This window comes from Salegentibacter sp. Hel_I_6 (genome assembly GCF_000745315.1).
Taxonomy (GTDB): domain Bacteria; phylum Bacteroidota; class Bacteroidia; order Flavobacteriales; family Flavobacteriaceae; genus Salegentibacter.
On sequence record NZ_JQNQ01000001.1, the window covers coordinates 3517794 to 3536942 of the forward strand.

Consider the following 19149-nt stretch of genomic DNA (forward strand, 5'->3'; position numbering starts at 1 on the left):
ATCACTTGTATTTTTAATTAAGCCACTAAAATTTATGAAAATTTTCAAAATTCTAATATGAGTATTAAATTTCAAACTAATCGCCTACTCATAACACCTATTTCCTTATCAGATTTAGATAAGATACACAATCTACATTCGCTTCCCGAAACTGATAAATTCAATACGCTAGGCATTCCTGAAAATATTAATCAAACAGAAAAAATAATTAAAGATTGGATTGAAAAGAATAACAATCCAGAAAAGAAAAATCTTACATTCAAAGTGGAATTATTAGAAAACGAATCATTTATTGGTTTGATATCATTGAATTTGGGTAAACCTAAATTTAAAAATGCAGAAGTCTGGTATAAATTTCATTCTGATTTTTGGAATAAAGGCTATGCAACGGAATCTTTAAATAGAATCCTGACTTTCGGATTTGAGGAACTTAAATTACATAGGATTGAAGCTGGATGTGCAGTAGATAATATAGGCAGTATGCGTACCTTAGAAAAAGTTGGTATGCTTAGAGAGGGAAGAAAACGAAAAGTTTTACCTCTAAAAGACGGTTGGTCTGATACTTTTGAATATGCTATTTTAGAGGCTGACTTTAATAATACCAGTAAGCAATAGAAAAATGTGGGCTTAATATAATAAGGAATGCTTTGTCCATAATTAAGAAAAAAATAAAACAAAATTTCTGTTCAGCCTATGATATTCAATAAAAGCTAAAAATGAAATATCTACTTACAGGGGAGGAAACCCAAAGGCTTAAATTCCGGCTAGTACAACCGGAAGATTTTGATTCTTGGGTAAGTTTATTTAATGCAAAAGATATAGCAAAACACTTAGATCTTGATTCAGCATTGTCAGAACATGAATTATGTAAGATTTGGTTTAAAAAGGTTTTTTATAGATACGATAATAGTTTAGGAGGAATGAATGCCCTGATAGACAAGAAAACAAATCGACTCATCGGTCAATGTGGACTATTAATTCAAACTATTGAAAATATGGAAAGACTTGAAATTGGGTATTCTATTCTTCCGGAATTTTGGCATCAGGGCTTTGCTATAGAAGCAGCAATAAAATGTCGAAATTTTGCCTTTGAGAATAATTATGCTGATTCCCTAATTTCAATGATTCATATAGACAATTTGGCTTCTGAAAAAGTTGCATTAAGAAACGGAATGTCTTTCGAAAAAAGGATAAAAAATTTTAATATTTTTCAAATTAGTCGGTAGTGTTGGAAGATAAAAACTACCGCTTACAAAAATTAAATAGCGGATAAGAGTGATTATTTTATCGAAAAATCTGACGATGAACTTAAAATAAGCGCAATAATAGATGCAAGCGATAAGAAACAACTAAAAAATTTTTTAAGCGCTATTAAAAAGGAAATAAGCGAGTCCGACTTTTCTGAAAACCTACGTTCAGTTTATTTTGATATTGGCATGCCTATAAAGAATACTCTAATGAATAAAAAGTAATTGATCCGGGCTACTATGAAAAGCATGGCTGAAATCTATGGGGAAACACACCTAATACTTATGTATGGCGTAGCTTCAGGCCAATCTGCGGATGATTTTGCATACTTTCAGGAGAAAATTCCAGGAGTGTATTTTTTTCTGGTAGGTTCAAATTATGAGAAAGGAATTAGCGCAATGCCACATACTCCAGGCTTTGCTGTAGATGAAGAATCTATTAGGATCGGCGTTAATTATTTTTCATCAATGATTGTAGAGCGGTTATTTAATTAGCTTTTTATTGATAGGAATTAATAGGCGCCTGGTACATATTATTCCTATAATTAAAATAGCCATCGGTAAAAAAGCTTATTTTAGTCCACTATTAGCAGCAATTGAGGAGTCTAAAAAGGAAAAAATGAGCACAAAAAGAATAACAAAACTAATAATAGGTCTAGTTTTAATCATTTCTAATATTAGCTGTGATCAAATTACAAAGAAGGAAGTTCGTGAGAATATAAACCCAAACGAAAAAATAGAAGTTATAGGAGATAACATTATTCTTACCAAAGTTGAAAACACCGGCGCAGCACTAGGTTTTGGTTCAGGTTTTCATCCTTACATCAAACTATTTATTTTCCAATTCTTGCCAGTTTTAGTTCTGTTATGCTTGTGTTATTATTTGTATAAAAGAGAAGATGTTTCTAAATTAAACTTTATCGCTATCACGTTTTTTGTTGGAGGCGGCATCGGAAATATTCTTGATCGTATACTTTACAATTCGGTTACTGATTTTATGTATTTGAAACTAGGACTGCTTCATACTGGTATATTTAATATGGCAGACGTGTCAGTTACCTTTGCGGCAATTTTGTTCTTAATTAGTTCCTTCACTAGTGAGAGAAAAATTAAGTTAAAAGAAGCCGATGCATAAGACGGTTTATTACGATTAAAAGTATAATTCAGGAATCAAAGAGATACTATGAAATTCAAATTTTTTCTTGGCTTATTTTTATTAAGCTTATCTATTTATTCTCAAAATGTCATTACTATAGGCGAAACCGAAACAGTTCATTCAGAAATACTGAAAGAAGATAGAATTGTTGAAATTCATCTGCCTGAAGGTTATGGAGAATCAGAGAAAACTTATCCGGTTCTCTATTTGCTTGATAGTTTTTATAATTTCTCCCATGCTGTAGGTACTGTTGAGTATCTTCAGTTAAATAAGCTAATTCCAGATATGATTATTATAGGGATAAGGAATACTAACCGTAACCGTGACCTAAGTCCAGATTCACCAGAACTTAGTAGGGAAGAACGAGAAAGAATGGGAGTATCTGGCGAAGCCCATAATTTTATGACTTTTCTCGAAAAAGAATTAATTTCTCATATAGAAAAGACCTATAAAGCAGCCCCGTACAGGGTTATCTTTGGCCACTCTCGAGGGGGACTTTTTAATGTTTATACTTTTTTTAAAAATCCGGAATTATTTGATGCTTATCTCACAGTTAGCCCTAGTTTATGGTATCCAAATGAATTAATTTCCCGGGACTTTGAGGAAGTTTTTGAAGATCCATCTAAGCTTAGTGCAACGTTTTATATGACCCTTGCAAATGAAAACAAAGGAAATATGCGCGGAAACGTTCTGAAATTAAGCGGAGAATTCAATAATTATATTAATGCTCATAAAGAGGCCGATCTTCGTTTTAAATATGAACCTATGCCTGAAGAATCTCATGGTACTGTAGGTTTACCATCAATTTTTTCTGGTCTACGTTTTATTTTTGAACCTACGCAATATGAAATACCCCGAACAAAAGAGGAAATTATGGTGCAAGGAGGACCGGAAGCTGCTATCCAAAATACAGTCACCTATTTTGATGAATTAACTGAGAAATATAAGTTTGAAGTTACCAATGAAAATGCTTTGACAGATTTAGGGTATGCTTTTTTGAGATTAGAAGAATACAAGGAGTATTCGGTAAATGCTTTTAAAGCCAATGTAGAAGCCAGGCCGGAATCTTACGAGGCTTATTCTAGTTTAGGAATGGCTTATGAGGAAAATGGTGAATTGCAAAAAGCAAAAGCTAATTACGAAAAAGCCTTAAGCCTGGTTATGGAAACAGACGACCCGGAATGGGAATTTTATAAGGCAGATTTGGAGAATTTAAAAAGGAAAATAAAGCAAAAGGCCGATAATTAGGGTTGAATCAATTATGATTCTGATTGTATTGACTAGTGCAAATTAGCAAATAGTGGCAGTATGTAAAAAGTATTCTCTGTCTCCGCACCGCATAAACCAGTTCAGCTTAAAGCGAAGCTAAACCAAAATGAATTTTAAACAAAAAATCTTAAATGTACATTGGTTAATATCCTGGTGTTTTACCTTTTAGCCTTTGGGTTTACTTATACGTTTTTAAAATTTCCAAACCTCATAAAGCAGTTGTGGGTCTCAGCAATAGGCTTAGAAGTAAGCTTCAACTGGAATCACGGCTTAGGACTTTTTTTGGCTACAATTATTTGTTACCTGGTTTTTAAAGGAAAATATAAGGTCTCATTTTTAGGGAATAAGCCGTTAAAAAGTATGCTGGTGGCAGGCTCTTATTTGCTTTATTACAGCCTTTTTGGTTTATCCAACAAATTAGGCATCAATGAACATTTATGGGCGTTTATATTCTGCGCTTCTATGTTAACTTATAATATTTTTGAAGAAACCGCCTGGCGAGGTTTTTTGCACGATAAACTGGGAGACAGCCCTGCATGGTTAAAAGGTATTGTTACCGGAATTCTATGGGGTTTTTGGCATGTGTTGATATTTAAAAACTTTAACCAGTTTGGAGGTTTGCATTACTTTGTTTTACTAACAATAATAGTCTCAATTATTATGGCTTATGCGGTAAAGAGGACAAACGCTATTCTGGTTGCGGCTTCTATTCACGGCCTTTTGATTTTGAGGAATAACTATGTTACCGTAATTTGTATGGTGTTTTGGACCATATTAATTATAACCTGGGAAAGAGATAAGTTATTAAATCGTAAAAAAACGTCTTAAGTGGTTCTCGTAAAAAGCAGTAATATTGTCTCTCTAAACTAATTTTGGATATCTCGGGATGAGATTGTACCAAGTTGCACAATATTCAATTAGATGGAAATAGGGGTTTTCAAAAAACTGACCTGGTTATTTATATTTGGAATTTTATCGGTTTCAATTTTACCAAATATCTTTTTCGATTTTTGGTTTGTTGACATTTTCGCAAATTTTAAACTTCAATATTTAGTAATCTCTGTTTTATTACTGGTCGTAGCAATAATCTTACTCCAAAAGAAAATACTGGCAATCATACTTCTTTCATTAGCAATTTGCTGGAATAGCTACTACATAGTTCCTTATTATTTAAAATCCGATCCTTTACCCAAAACCTCGGAAAATCAGCTAAGAATTTCAAGCATCAATTTATTGTCAAGTAATTCAAAAGTAGATCTGGTTTTAGACTACATACAATCAGAAGATCCGGAGGTTCTAATTTTAATGGAGTTTACTCCAGAATGGCAAAATCAATTACTCCCAGTAATTCAGAAATATAAATATAAAGAATTAGCACCAAGACGGGATAATTTCGGAATTGCCTTATTGAGTAAACATAGAATGAAAAGTTCTATTGATTATTTCGAGCTAAATAACAAACCATCAATCGTTGCTGATCTACATGTTGAAAATGAGAAGTTATCATTAATAGCAACTCATCCAATTCCACTAATCAGCCAAACAACATTCGATAAAAGAAATAAGCAATTAGTGAAAATAATTAATAAAAGATCTCAGTATGCCCATAATCTTATAATAGCTGGAGATTTTAATATTTCTTCCTTTTCAAATCATTTTAAAATCCTTTTAAGGAATGGTTTAAAAGATAGTAGATTAGGTTTTGGTTTATTGCCCACCTGGCCGGCAAATTATAGTATTTTGCAAACAACTCTAGATCATTTTTTAGTTTCAGATCATATACCTGTTATAGATAGATCTACCGGGCCATATATAGGTTCTGACCATTTACCAATTAATATGATAATTGGAATAAATTAATCAGAGCAAAATGATTGTTTAGGCTTTATTCCAACCTGAGAATAATAAAATTGAAGTTGACATAACAATTGAAGCCATAAAAAAAGGAGAAGATGAAATTTTAAAAAGTGCCCTTAACTTTTTACATAAAAAATAAATAAAACTTTAATCATTATTTTACACAGTGGGTTTATTCAGAGCAATAGCATTTACTTTAATTCTAGTGATAAGCCTTTCTTGTCAAAGAAATTCAGAAAGTTCAGTAGCAACTGATATTGCTATCCAAAAAGATAATAAGGAGAAACAAGAACAAATCATCAATGAACATTTAATTAATGGTGCCTGGAACCACCAAGTTTATACACAAGAATGGCAAAAAGAAATTGATAAAGGATTAGCTAAGGATTCCACCATAGCATATTTGTGGCAACAGAAAGCGATGCCACTTTTTAAACAGAGTAAATACGAGCTGGGAATGCCATTCATTGATAAAGCCGTTAAGTACAATCCTCGAAGGTGGCAGGACTATCGGGCATTTATCAAATGTATATTTTCAAAACAATATAAAGACGCCATCCTGGATTTCCAGGATTATCAGAAAAAATATGGATATGGCTTTGTAATGGATCACTCTTATAACTTCTACATAGCTTTAAGCTACTTACAACTTAATGAGTTTGAAAAAGCAGAAAAGCTTTTTGAGGAGGACTACAAAAGAACCATCGAAGAATATGGGGAAGACTGGTTACACTACTTAGATCTTTTTTACTATGGGATTAGTAAGTACGAACAAAAGAAATATGCTGAGTCTTTAGAGTTATTTGACCAAGCTTTGGCCTTTTATCCTGAATTTTCAGATGTTCAGTATTATAAAGCCAAGATACTATATAAGCTTGGCAGACCAGATGAAGCGGATAGTTCCTATAAGCAAGCAAAAGAGAATGCAGATAAGGGGTTTTCAATTAATGAAGATAATGTAATTTATGAACGTTACCCTTACCAGGTGAGGTGGCCTTAATCAGAATATAAATTTAATGATTAGAAAATATTCAAATAGTGATAGGCGCACAATAATTGGAAATAAAAAGGTTGAGTACTGAATATTGTAACTTTTTTAGAAAACTAATACTTATACCTGTATAATATATTAAATGTGAAGCAACAAATTACTATCCTACTATAAATACCTGATTTCTTGAAAAACCACCCCCTTTTCATGAGGAAAGTAATTTTTCTTCTTACACTTCTTTTTACCACTCAATTAATTCAGAGTCAGAACTCTGAGCTAACCGAAGTCGATAAACTAGCTGCTACAGTAAAAATCTGGGGTTTTCTTAAATATTATCATCCTCAAGTGGCCAAAGGCAAGTTTGATTGGGACGAGCAGCTTTTTGAGATCTTACCTGAAGTTCAAAAATCTAATAATAAGCAAAAATTATCTAAGGTTTTTCTAAACTGGATTGGTGAGTTAGGCAAAGTGAAAAATTGCAGGAGATGTTCTAAAGAAAAGAAAGAGGATTATTTCGATAAAAATTTTGATCTAAGTTGGATCTATAATGATGCGTTTTTTAGTGAAGAATTATCGGAAAAACTTCGCCATATAGAAAGAAACAGGCATCAGGGGAAAAAACATTATACTACTTCCAGGGGCAGGGATGAAGTGCTTGAAAAAGCCATTGAATACATAAATACAACCATAAATTAATTTGAAAATATGATTTGGCTGAATATTAAAAAACTGGAACTTAAATTATTAAAGAATGAGCTAACTGAGCACGGAGCCTATCAATATCTGTTAACTATTTTAATTTTTATTACGTTGGCCACTCAGTTACCGGGATCATTCGATTTCTCTTCAGATCTATGGAGACTTCTTGATTTTACGCTAGATGTACTCATCACCATTGGTGGGACTTACATCCTGTTCGCTATTAATTCAAAAGGGGATAATCAGGATTTTTTAAAGCGTTATTTTTCGCTTGCATTCGTTCACGCGCTTCGCCTGGCAATTCTATTAGTTATTCTAAAGTTGATTTATAAAATTATCATGTTCGTTGTCCCGATAGACCTTTGGCGGATTGTTAATGAATTTGCTACTGGAGATGTTGCAGAGATTATTTACAACCTGATTATTTCACTAATTTTTTATTTTCTATTAAGAGGTTCTTTTAAACGAGTAAACGAAAACTCCATCAAATTCATACATAAGCCTAACAATGCCGAAGAATCATTTCGTTAGTTAATCTTATTAGTCATGCTAAAAATTAAGGTTGAATTAATAACAGGAAAGCCCAAAAGGTAATTGGAAAAGGCAATGAAAATTATCGAAAGCAAATAAAATTATGACGAATTCTGAAAATTAAAAATAACATCTTATCTCAAATGAAAAACTTTCTTACTGTTCTATTTATGCTATTTTTATTTATGGGAAATGCCCAGGAAATAGAAACCATAGAAATACAACCTTCTAATTCAAAAGATCATAGTGATCTTAACTTTCTAAAGGATGAACTATATGGAAAAGATGTGGTTATGCTGGGAGAGTATACCCATATCTATGGAAATATTTTTGAGATGAAAGCTCGTATCATAGAGTATTTGCACGCAGAATTAGGTTTTAATACGATTGCAATTGAATCTCCTATGTATGATGTTTGGAAAATGAATCAGAAAGGTTTCGACCCGGATGAGTTTAATAATGCCATTTGGGGGGTATGGGGAAAAAATGATGAATTCCAGCGTCTCGTAAATTACATTGAGAAAAATGATCTAAAAGTAATAGGTTTTGATTCCCAGGTAAAAAAGACCTCGGCATTCATTGAAGATTTTTTTGATTTCTGTGAGGAGAATAATATTGCTTTCAAAATTGATGAAAATGACCTGGGGATCATTATAGAGGGAGTTTTAGACGATTATTCTTATGAAGCATACGATATTGAGTTTGACCGGTTTGAAAAGGAACTACAGTCTATCATTAAGCAAATAGAGAAATTAAAGGAATCAGAAGAAAATTATATTTGGAAGCAATTATCCAAAAACCTTCTTGCAGCTGCTCGTGAAGCAAATATGGATACAGAGCCTGTTCCAGGTTCTGAAATGATTACCGGGGAACAAAATATAAGGGATAAAGAAATGGCCAATAATTTATTATCCTATATATCCAGGAATAAAAATGAAAAGATCGCGGTTTGGGCAGATAATATTCACGTGATGAATAACAATTCCAGCATCAAAAAACCAATTGCCCGGGATTTTGTTTCCATGGGAAATCATATAAAAGAAGAACTCGGGGAAAAGGTATATAGTTTAGCCACAATTCACGGTAATGAGTCTTTTTACGAGAAAGGAAAATGGGAGCCAACCCCCATCTTAGCCGGAAGTTTTGAAGCACAACTTAGTGAGAAAAATATTCCATATCAATTTATTAGCTCGAACCAGGAGGCTATGAATAAGGCATTTGAAACAAGACTTTTAAGTTTTGAAGACTTTTATGAAATTAGAATGGACCAGGTTCATGATGGGTATATTTTTTTTGAAAATGCAACGTTACCCCAAAAAGAACAGGATCTAATAGCAAGAAATGAGTCAGAGCTTAAAAAGGATGAAAAAGCTATCCCAAAAATTATTCAAAAAGATCTAATCACTTTAACAGGACAACTTTTAGATATAGAAACCAATGAACCGATAGCCTTTGCCAATATTATTCTGAAAGAAGAGGAAATCTATAGAGTAGCCGATAAAAATGGTTTTTTCGACCTTACTGTAAATAAGAGAATGTTTAATAACGCAACGGCAACAATTAGTTCGTTGGGTTATGAGACAGTAAATGTGAATTTAAAAGAACTAAAAGATAAAACTTATTTACAAGCAAGCTTTGAAAGTTTAGCAGAAGTAGTGATTACAGCTAATTTAACCCCAATTTCAGTTCTAAAAAATGCAGTTAAAAAGAAGTATGAGAATCACTCTGAAGAGCCATTTAATTACTATCGCTATAGCAACTCTATTTTTAATCAGAATGATGTAACCACGCTAAATCTGGACGTTATTACAAAAAACTATGATAATGGATTTTCATCTGAATATGTAACCACAAATAGGGTGGAGCAAATTAGGTGGAATAAGAATCTATTGGGAAATAAAATAAAATATACAGGAAGTCTTTTTGGAGGCAGGGAAGATGCCATTAGGTATTCCAATATTTTACACAAGAGGAAGTACAAAAAATTTGATCTCGAGTTTGTAAGTTCGGGACTTCCTGAAAATAATGGGCTTTATATTATAGCTTTTAAAACGGATAGAAATCGTTGGAATTATACCAATCGTGGGTATCCAACTGAGTATTCTGGTAAAGTTTACATAGATAAAAATAGTTTTGCAATCGTAAAAGTGGAAGAAAACTGGAAAGCCCAATTAAATATAGATGATATCAAAAAGTATTATAAGGGTAATAGGGAATATAAGAATGAAATAAACCTAATCATAAAGGAAGAAAATATATGCTATTATAATAAAGTGAAGAATGGCAAATATTACCCTTCACGGTATTTTAATAGAAGATACCAGGAATCAGAAATGAAAAATCAAAAAATGGTCAATAGTGTTTCTGAAGCAGATTCCTATTTATATGATTATGAATTTGATGAGGTTGAGTATATAGAATATGAATATTATGGAAAAGAAAAGCAAACCGTTTTAGATCGTGTGGAGTTTGATCCGGAATTCTGGACTAGTTTTGAAATGGAAAATTCAAACTCTTAGGGTTTAAATATTTATAAGGATAAAATTAAAAATATCACGTTAGAAAATGTTGTTAATATTTAAGGAACACAGGTTTATATCCATAGGTAAATACTACCAGGATTAGTAGTAGGAGTGTTTTCTGTATTAAAGAATAACCGAATGATTTTACTTAACCAGTGGAACGGCCAGTAAAGGTATCTTTAGTTCATCTACAAGATCTTTCTTTTTGTTCGCTGTAAAAAGACTGTATATAAAGTTCTTTTTGCGATGCCCTGCCACCACAAGATCTATATGATGCTTTTCGGTAATATCTCGTAGAGATTTTACTACTGGCCCCTCAATTAAAAGCCCTTCAGCTTCAACTTCCTTGTTATTCTTGAGATCTTCAACCCATTGGTGGAGAATCATGGCCTCCTCTTTACGCTCTTTCGATCTTTGGTCATAAACATACTGTGGGCCGGCCTCTCGGGCAAGAAAATCATCAGGATCTGGCTCTGTCACATGTATAATCCAGATTTTTGCTTTGGCAAGCTTCGCAATTTCTACCGCCTGGGCTATTAATTGATTTGCCTCTTTTTTTCGGTCTATGGCTACTAATATGTTTTTCATATATAATTGAAATTATTAACCTTAAACTTAAGAAAAATAAAATACTTTTTAAAAATTAAGTTCATAATAGGAAAATTAAGTATTCACGACGCTATAATAGTATCAAAAAACTTACCTAATCATCCTTAGAATCTGATGCAGACTTTTTCGGCATACATCTATTCCTACCCAAATTTCAAAATCAGATCTATAAGGTCGCATTATTTATTATGCTTTTCTTAAATACCATTACGGGCTATATAATCTTTATACCTTTAATTTTTTAAAATAGAGAAACCATAATAAGCCTTTATGCGCATCATTAACGCCCACCAAAATACTCTTAAGAATATTTCCTTAAATATTCCTGAAAACCAACTTATTGTAGTGACCGGATTATCAGGTTCTGGAAAATCGTCCCTGGCCATGGATGTGATTGCTAATGAAGGCTATCGCTATTTTTTAGAAAGTCTCCCCGCTTATAATCAACAAAATGCACAGTTAATTCCCACCGTGGAAGTAGATGATATTGCCGCTTTACCGCCCGTTATAAAAGTTGGACAATCTAAACGATTTCAGTCTATAAATGCCACTTTTGGAACTTTATCAGAGCTTACGGCTGTATTTAGGATTTTGTTTGCACGCTATGCCGGTAATGAACCTATGAGTAAATCCCTTTTTTCTTTTAACCATCCAAGAGGAGCTTGCAAGCGCTGCAACGGCCTTGGTGAAGCTGAATATATAGATCTTGATAAATTGGTTGGTGATGAAAATAAAACTCTTAGAGAAGGTGCTATCACCACAACCCTGCCTAATGGTTACATCGTCTATTCGCAGATTACCGTTGAAGAATTGAATAAAGTATGCAAAGCACACGGCTTTAATGTTGATATTCCCTGGAAGCAACTCACAGCCGAACAGCAGGATGTTGTCTTAAATGGAAGTGATCGTATTAAAGTTTTTTATGGAAAACACACTTTGGAATCCCGTTTAAGATGGGAGGGCTTAAAAGCAAAGCCTCGTGAAGAGGGTTATTACAAAGGAATGCTCCCTATTATGAAGGATATTTTAAAGCGGGACCGCAATCCAAATATCATAAAGTTCGCGAGCTCAGAAATTTGCCCGGTATGTAATGGAGCGCGCATTAAAGCCGAATACTTAAAATACAAATGGAAAGGACTTAACTTTCAGGAATGGATGGACCTTTCTTTAAACAATTTATATGAAAAGCTGAAAAACCAGGACCTTACAGCTGGGGAACAGGTATTAGTTGATAAGATTTGTGTGCAGTTATTTGACCTAATAAGACTAGGCATGGAGGAATACCAATTAAGTACTCAAAGTAATGATATTTCTTCCGGGGATGGCCAGCGCATTAAATTGATAAAACAGGTTAATAGTGGCTTACAGGGAATTCTATATGTTTTTGATGAACCTTCTATTGGTTTATCTGAAAATTATCAGTCCTATTTACGCCATATTCTTAACCGATTAATTAGTCGCGGGAATACCGTGATTGTGGTTGAGCATGATCTAAATTTCATAAAATCTGCCGATTGGGTTGTAGAATTAGGCCCTGAAGCAGGCGTGCATGGAGGGGAAGTGATTTTTAACGGACCCGTCCAGGAATTTTTAACTTCAGAAAGCTTAACCAGCGCTACTTTAGCTGAATTTCGTAAAGAACCTTCAGAATCTATTAAGAAGCCTAAAGTGGTGTCATCAGCTTCGTTTCAACCCCAATTAGAAAAGTTGACCGTGGTGAGAAGGAAAACACCTCAAATAATGCAAACACTTTCAAAAGTTTGCGACAAAGATGGTCTTAAACTACTCACAGTATCCGACCAGCCTATTGGCAAAACTCCCAGAAGTAATCCTGCAACTTATACCGGCCTGGCTGATAAAATACGTGATTTATTGGCGAAATCTCCGGAAGCTAAATCTTTAAAATTGACTAAAGGAGCTTTTTCTTTTAATAATAAAACGGGAAGATGTGAAGCTTGCGAGGGCGCTGGAGTGATTACTCTTTCAATGAATGTGATGGGGACTATTAACCAGGTGTGCCCTACTTGTAATGGGAAGCGTTTTAAACCTGAAGTATTACGCGTAAATTGGAACCATAAGAATATTTCTGAAATCTATAATCTAAGCATCGAGGAAGCTTTTGATTTCTTTTCTGAAGAAAAGAAAATCACCAAAATACTCTCTTTGATGCTGCAATTAGGGCTCGGGTATATCAAACTCGGTCAACCTTCTAACACATTATCAGGTGGTGAAGCGCAGCGTATTAAACTTACGAAGCATTTTGCTAAACAATCTAAAAAGACGCTATTATTGTTGGAGGAACCCAGTATTGGTTCGCATCAGCAAAATGTTAGACAGCTATTAAAAGCTTTGCATCAACTTAAAAAACAAACCGCAGGCATACTTTGCTTTGAGAATCATCCACTTTTTCAATCTTCTTGCGATATCCTGATAGATAACGCCCAAAAAGCCATGGAGTTTGATTTGAAAGAAACATCAGCTCAGCAAAGAGATACAATCTTTATAAAAGGAGCTAGAACCCACCATCTCAAAGATTTGGATGTAGAACTGCCTAAAAATCAATTATCGGTAATTACTGGAATTTCTGGTTCTGGGAAATCTTCTTTACTAATAGACACCCTGCACGGCTATGGCTTGCAGGAAATGACCAAACAATTTTCTTCATATCAACAGTCCAGGGTAGGAGTGAATTTTCAGTTTGAAGTCGATTATATTGAAGGACTTACCCCCACAATTTGTATTACACGCAAAGAAAAAAGCTTTACCGAACGTTCTGATATTGCCAGGCAAACGGGGATAGATAAAATTTTACGATTTGCCTTTTCCAGGAAGGCCCAGTACGAAGGCAGTGAATTATCTGCCAGTCATTTTTCTAATAACCACGAGTTGGGAAAATGTGCTATTTGCGATGGGATGGAAGAAGAATTACTTCCAGATGTTAATAAAATAGTTTTAGATCAGGGAAAAAGTATCGCCGCCGGACTCTTTGAGCACAATAAATCGCTGGCATATTATGGACAGGCTGACAGCCAACATATGGCTATTATTAAAGAACTGGGAGAAACATATGGTTTTAGTCTGGGAACTCCTTTTAAAGAGTTGACCAATCAACAGAAAGATATCATCTTTCAGGGTGCAGGAGAAAAAAAATGGAAGACAGAATGGGTTTACAAAACCAAAACTACAGAGGGCACGCAGGAATTAAATATGCAGTGGAAAGGGCTTTTTCATTATTTGAAAGACGAATATTACAAGACCCGTAAAAATAAACATATAGATAAACTTAAAGCCCTATTTTCTCCTGCTGAATGTAGCCATTGTGAAGGTAGTGGCTTAAAACCGGAAAGACTAAGCTTTCGAATTGGAGGAAAATCTATTCATGATATAAAATCGATGAATTTTAAAACTTTGGAAGTGTGGCTTTCTAAACCCGGAAATCAGGCGGAGATAGATCAGAAACTTATTGCGGGAATTCAACCTCATTTGGTCCATACTATTCAAAGAGCTAAACAATTACATATTGATTATCTTCAACTTAACCGAAAATCGTCTACGCTTTCCGGAGGAGAAAATCAACGGGTAGCTTTAATTAAGCAGCTAAACTCTCCGCTTAAAGGCATTACTTATCTTTTAGATGAACCTTCAGCTGGATTGTCTAATGACAATATCCCAGATCTGATCAATATTTTAAAAGAACTAATTGAAAAAGGGAATACGGTGTTGGTTATTGAGCATAACAAGGAAATTATCCTGGCCGCAGATCGTTTAATAGAATTAGGACCTAAGGCAGGAAAATTAGGAGGACATATCACCTACAAGGGAACTCCTCAGGATTTTCTCAAACAAGAAAATTGTCATCCTTTTTTAAAAACTTCTTCTGAAGCAATAAAGTTAAAAGAAGGAAAGGAAGCTATTTCCCTTCGAAAATTAGCTAAACATACCCTGGTAAAAGATGAGTTGAAAGTTCCGGTTGGAGGAATCACCGCCATTAGCGGAAAATCGGGAATTGGGAAAACGACTTTGGTAAAGGATATTTTGATTCCCAGTGTTCAAAATGGTAGACCCATAAATTGTGAAAGTATATTATTTCCGAAGAAATATTCAGGAGCGCATTATTTTGAGTCTAAAAAATTACGAACCCACGCAAAGACTTTGTTAGTATCTTATTTGAACCTTTTGAATGATATAAATAAAATATTTGCGAGCAATACTAACTTGAAAGCTCGTGACTTTTCCTATAAAACAAAAACAAGTCAGTGCCCAAATTGTAAAGGCACAGGTTATCTGGAAACCAGTCTGGATGTAGCCGCCAACGCGATTGAAAAATGCGAAGTTTGTAAAGGACAACGTTACCAACCGAATATATTGGTTCATGAGGTAAAGTCGAAAAATATCGCCGAGGTACTTTCCTTAAATATTTCAGAATTAAAAAAATGGTTTGAAAATTCCAATATACTTGCTAAAACTCTCAATTTTTTAGATCGGTTGGCAGAAATAGGACTGGAGCATCTTAGCTTAGAGCAGCCGGTACAATCCCTTTCTTCAGGGGAAAAACAACGATTATTGTTATTGAACTGGCTTCAGGATCAAACTACTGATACGCTTTATATTTTAGATGAACCCAGCACCGGACTTCATTATGCCGATATTGACCTACTTTTTGAGATACTCAAAAAACTCAGTAAAACCAACGATATTCTTATTATTGATCATAATCCTTATTTATTAGAGAAAATTGGAGTAGGGGTAGTTTTAGCGTGAGGTATTAAGGTATAATATCTTATCATTTTTCAAAAAAATACAATCCATAATGCAGTTCAGCATAGCAAAATGCTTGGCTATGGTAGAAATAATGGGGATTTTGTCCGCAACTTTTTGATGTGTATCCCATCTATTTCCCCAACTCCAATTACAAACTAGCTCATTTTCAATAGGGTTTATTGAGGTACATAAATTGCTATGTCATTTACCATTGTAAGTGGTTATTCGATTATCTGAATCAAAAAATGAATAACCCTTCTTAAATAAATGTATAAGTATGGTTACCTCAAACTTAAAATATTCTCTAAAGACTTCGACCAAGGATTTTCGAATCAGTGAGACTCTTCCTCAGCAAAATGATCAACCAGTAATTAACGGAATTGAAAAAGAATCTGTGGATTATAGTAAAGCCACTTTCACCAAGCGGCATTTTTCTATTTTAACCGGTACATTCCTGCTTCTAATTGGGGCAGCTTATTCTTTTTATATTTTTCATCCTGAATTTCAGGAAATAAATCTCAGCAGAAGAAATACCCTGTGGGGAATTGTACTATTGGTAATAACCAGTTTTCTTTTAATATTTAGATTAGGTTTCCTAGCATATATTGCCAGGTTATTTTTTAAATATAAGCCGGTAGATTCTGTGTCAGACTCAGAATTACCTTCCTGTACTGTAATTGTTCCGGCTTATAATGAAGGTAAATTGGTCTATTCAACCTTGCAAAGTTTGGTGGCCAGTAAATATCCATCAGAAAAATTGCAGTTAATTGCTATAGACGATGGTAGTAAAGATGACACCTGGGATTGGATGCAAAAAGCCAAAGAAGAATTGGGTGACCGAATTTCTATATTTCAACAACCTAAAAATCAAGGTAAAAGACATGCGCTTTATCGTGGATTTAATATCGGTACGGGAGACGTGTTTGTAACGGTAGATAGTGATTCTATTGTTGAAAAAGATACCTTGCGCAACCTGGTTTCACCATTTGTAACCAATAAAAATTGTGGGGCTGTTGCAGGAAATGTTCGGGTTTTGAACAATGAAAAAGCAATTATACCACGAATGCTAAATGTTAGTTTTGTATTTAGTTTTGAGTTTATTCGTTCGGCGCAAAGTGTATTGGGATCTGTATTATGTACTCCCGGTGCTTTAGCTGCTTACAGAAGGAATGCAGTAATGAACTGTTTGCCAGAATGGATTAATCAAACTTTCATGGGGAAACCAACCGATATTGGTGAAGACCGTGCAATGACCAATATGATTTTGAAACAGGGATTTCACGTGTTATTTCAGAGAAATGCTTATGTTCTTACTAATATTCCAGAGAAATTTAGCAGTCTGCATAAAATGTTTACGCGGTGGGAAAGAAGTAATGTACGCGAAAACCTTATGATGTCTAAGTTTGCATTTAAAACCTTTAGAACAGGATCTAAATCGGGTCCACGTATTTTATTACTAAACCAATGGATGAGTATGTTAACTGCTTATCCGGCAATTCTAATTATGTTTGTTTTACTGGTAATGCACCCGGTTCTATTTATTACTTCAGCCTTGTTGAGTATTCTTATATTTTCGAGTCTGCCAGCATTCTTTTACGCTAAGAAGTATAATATAGCTGAAGCTTTATGGATTTACTCATATAGTATATTTTATACCTTTGGGTTGTTTTGGATAACTCCTTATGCTATGGCCACTGCAAGCAGAAGGGGATGGCTAACCCGCGAATTACCACAGAAAATTTAAAAAATAAATTGAATTTGAAGATGTAAAAAAGTCACCCATTGTTTGGTGACTTTTTGCTTTTAAATGACTTTACAATATCCTGGAATTAAAAAACGGACTAGGGAAGAATAAGGATTCAGCTCTTTTCAGGGTTGAATATTGGATAATCTTTTGATAATTAATTACATTTCAATTATTTATTTTCAAATTGGAAAATAGCTTCTATAGGTAATTTAAAGAGTTTTGAAATTCTAAAAGCTGTTGGTAAACTGGGGTCAAACTTCTCTTTTTCTATTGCATTGATTGTTTGCCTTGACACACCAATTATATCCGCTAAATCTTCCTGGGTATAGCTATGTTCGGCTCTAAGCACTTTTAATTTGTTTTTCATGCGTATCTTCTGGTATTTACCGTGACTAAGATCAAATAAGTTAAACCTATAAATATTACCAGGTTACTTATTTCTGCATTAAAAGCAATTAAATTGGTAGTGTCAAGTAGAGAATAAGACAGGCCAACTACCACTGCTAATCCCAATGTTAAAGCCAAAGATTCCAAATGAATTTTACGTTCCAGCTCATCAAAATTATTAAACATTCGTCGGTTTGCGAAAATCATTAAGATTCCGTGAATAAAGTTGACTGATACTGCCAATGTGGTTAACACAATATGGTCATCCCAAATATACTTTGGTCCAAATGCGGCAATTGCCATTGTAGCCACCCAGCTCCAGGTCCAAAGGGCAAGGGTGTAAAGATTCTTTTTTCGTTCTTTTTTCATTTGAATGTAATTTATAGTTTACTTTATGTAATGTTTACTTTACAAAAGTAAACAATTTTTTAAATGTAAAGTGTTATTTACATATTTATTAAAAACATTGAATAACTGAGAATTTTTTGAATATGCAGCTTAAAAAATTTATTACCTTAAAATTTTAAATAATCATTCCTATGAAAAAAATATTTCAAGTTCTAATTATGTTTCTGGCAGTAAATGCTTTAGGGCAGAAATCCGGAAAAACCGATGAAGACCAGATCAAAGATCTCATTACAAATTCTTTTCAAGAGATATTTTCTGATTTAGATCAAAAGGCGCTAGACGTTTATTGCACTCAGGATTTTCTTCTCCTTGAAACCGGGGAAGTTTGGAATATGGATAAGATGAAAGGTTATGTGAAGCGAGCCAGCGAAGAAAAAACGGAGGTAAAAAGAATAAATTCATTTGATTTTATAGAGATAAAAATCAATGGTAAAATGGCCTGGGTGGCATATCGCAATAAAGCTGAATTTATGTTGAGAGGCGAAGTTTTAAGAGAAATAAATTGGCTGGAAAGTGCTACCGCTATTCTTACAGAGGAAGGATGGAAACTGCAGCTGCTTCATTCTACCCTCGCTAAAGACTGAAAGCTATACATTCTCTAAAGGTGAATTTTATCTTTAGCAACAGGAAAAGAAATTAATTCTACAGGAAAATAAAAATATTTTTTCAATCATTTCTTTCATTACCTTTATGAGGTTAATATTAAAATAATTAGAACCCATGGCGAAAGAAAAATCACCTTCAAAGAATTCGGCTAAAAAAGAGCCGGTTTTGAGCTTGAAAGAGAAGCGGGCTGCTAAAGCTGCTAAGAAGAAAAATAGAGCTTAAGTGCATATTTAAAAAAATCCCGCAGTGTTGCGGGATTTTTCTTTTAAACAATTTTTATATTTTAAAAGAGCTAATCTTCTTTACTCGATAATCGAGATTAAATGCTCCTTAGGCTTGTCTCGATATCGAAAAATGTT

The 19149-nt window shown here is 33.9% G+C and carries 17 protein-coding genes; 14 read left to right on the top strand and 3 right to left on the bottom strand.

Annotated features, from left to right (window positions below):
• The first annotated feature begins 57 nt into the window (after positions 1-57).
• The 11 genes from FG27_RS15595 to FG27_RS15645 all read left to right on the top strand — a co-directional run bounded on the left by FG27_RS15595 (position 58) and on the right by FG27_RS15645 (position 10269).
• Positions 58-615 carry a GNAT family N-acetyltransferase gene (locus FG27_RS15595; RefSeq protein ID WP_037320742.1) on the top strand — a complete coding sequence of 186 codons (558 nt, stop codon included), beginning with the start codon at positions 58-60 and terminating at the stop codon, positions 613-615.
• A gap of 101 nt (positions 616-716) precedes the next feature.
• On the top strand, positions 717-1226 hold the full coding sequence (locus FG27_RS15600) for a GNAT family N-acetyltransferase (RefSeq protein ID WP_037320743.1): 510 nt from the start codon (positions 717-719) through the stop codon (positions 1224-1226).
• 261 nt (positions 1227-1487) lie between these two features.
• On the top strand, positions 1488-1742 hold the full coding sequence (locus tag FG27_RS18765) for a hypothetical protein (protein WP_051935887.1): 255 nt from the start codon (positions 1488-1490) through the stop codon (positions 1740-1742).
• Positions 1743-1749: 7 nt separating this feature from the next.
• Positions 1750-2382 (top strand): signal peptidase II, encoded by a 633-nt coding sequence (gene lspA, locus FG27_RS15610; protein ID WP_231563340.1) that lies wholly within the window; start codon positions 1750-1752, stop codon positions 2380-2382.
• Positions 2383-2430: 48 nt separating this feature from the next.
• Complete coding sequence (locus tag FG27_RS15615) at positions 2431-3651, top strand: alpha/beta hydrolase-fold protein (RefSeq protein ID WP_037320744.1); 1221 nt, start codon at positions 2431-2433, stop codon at positions 3649-3651.
• Positions 3652-3891: 240 nt separating this feature from the next.
• Positions 3892-4500, top strand: a complete 609-nt coding sequence (locus FG27_RS15620; RefSeq protein WP_156101248.1) for a CPBP family intramembrane glutamic endopeptidase — start codon at positions 3892-3894, stop codon at positions 4498-4500.
• A 93-nt stretch (positions 4501-4593) separates the two neighbouring features.
• Positions 4594-5532 (top strand): endonuclease/exonuclease/phosphatase family protein, encoded by a 939-nt coding sequence (locus tag FG27_RS15625; protein WP_037320747.1) that lies wholly within the window; start codon positions 4594-4596, stop codon positions 5530-5532.
• Between the two features lie 163 nt (positions 5533-5695).
• Entirely contained in the window at positions 5696-6529 is an 834-nt protein-coding gene (locus tag FG27_RS15630) for a M48 family metallopeptidase (RefSeq protein WP_081912635.1), read from the top strand.
• A 198-nt stretch (positions 6530-6727) separates the two neighbouring features.
• Positions 6728-7216, top strand: coding sequence for a hypothetical protein (locus FG27_RS15635; protein WP_037320749.1), 489 nt, complete (start codon positions 6728-6730; stop codon positions 7214-7216).
• A 9-nt stretch (positions 7217-7225) separates the two neighbouring features.
• Positions 7226-7750, top strand: a complete 525-nt coding sequence (locus FG27_RS15640; protein ID WP_037320751.1) for a hypothetical protein — start codon at positions 7226-7228, stop codon at positions 7748-7750.
• A 143-nt stretch (positions 7751-7893) separates the two neighbouring features.
• On the top strand, positions 7894-10269 hold the full coding sequence (locus FG27_RS15645) for an erythromycin esterase family protein (RefSeq protein WP_037320753.1): 2376 nt from the start codon (positions 7894-7896) through the stop codon (positions 10267-10269).
• Between the two features lie 147 nt (positions 10270-10416).
• On the opposite strand, the gene FG27_RS15650 is transcribed toward FG27_RS15645, so the two are convergent.
• The gene (locus tag FG27_RS15650) at positions 10417-10860 is read right to left on the bottom strand and encodes a universal stress protein (RefSeq protein ID WP_037320755.1); all 444 of its coding nucleotides are present in this window, start codon (positions 10858-10860) and stop codon (positions 10417-10419) included.
• A 291-nt stretch (positions 10861-11151) separates the two neighbouring features.
• On the opposite strand from FG27_RS15650, the gene FG27_RS15655 reads away from it, so the two are divergent.
• Complete coding sequence (locus FG27_RS15655; protein ID WP_037320758.1) at positions 11152-15642, top strand: ATP-binding cassette domain-containing protein; 4491 nt, start codon at positions 11152-11154, stop codon at positions 15640-15642.
• Positions 15643-15919: 277 nt separating this feature from the next.
• Positions 15920-17386, top strand: a complete 1467-nt coding sequence (locus FG27_RS15660) for a glycosyltransferase (protein ID WP_037320761.1) — start codon at positions 15920-15922, stop codon at positions 17384-17386.
• Positions 17387-17558: 172 nt separating this feature from the next.
• Here FG27_RS15660 and FG27_RS15665 read toward each other — a convergent pair whose 3' ends face one another.
• Positions 17559-17756 (bottom strand): helix-turn-helix transcriptional regulator, encoded by a 198-nt coding sequence (locus FG27_RS15665; RefSeq protein WP_037320764.1) that lies wholly within the window; start codon positions 17754-17756, stop codon positions 17559-17561.
• Positions 17753-18145: a hypothetical protein gene (locus FG27_RS15670; RefSeq protein WP_037320766.1), complete on the bottom strand. Its 393-nt coding sequence runs from the start codon at positions 18143-18145 to the stop codon at positions 17753-17755. Before FG27_RS15670 ends, FG27_RS15665 begins: the two co-directional genes overlap by 4 nt.
• A gap of 170 nt (positions 18146-18315) precedes the next feature.
• Between FG27_RS15670 and FG27_RS15675 the strand changes: the two genes are divergently transcribed.
• Positions 18316-18768, top strand: a complete 453-nt coding sequence (locus tag FG27_RS15675; protein ID WP_037320768.1) for a nuclear transport factor 2 family protein — start codon at positions 18316-18318, stop codon at positions 18766-18768.
• The last annotated feature ends 381 nt before the right edge of the window (positions 18769-19149 follow it).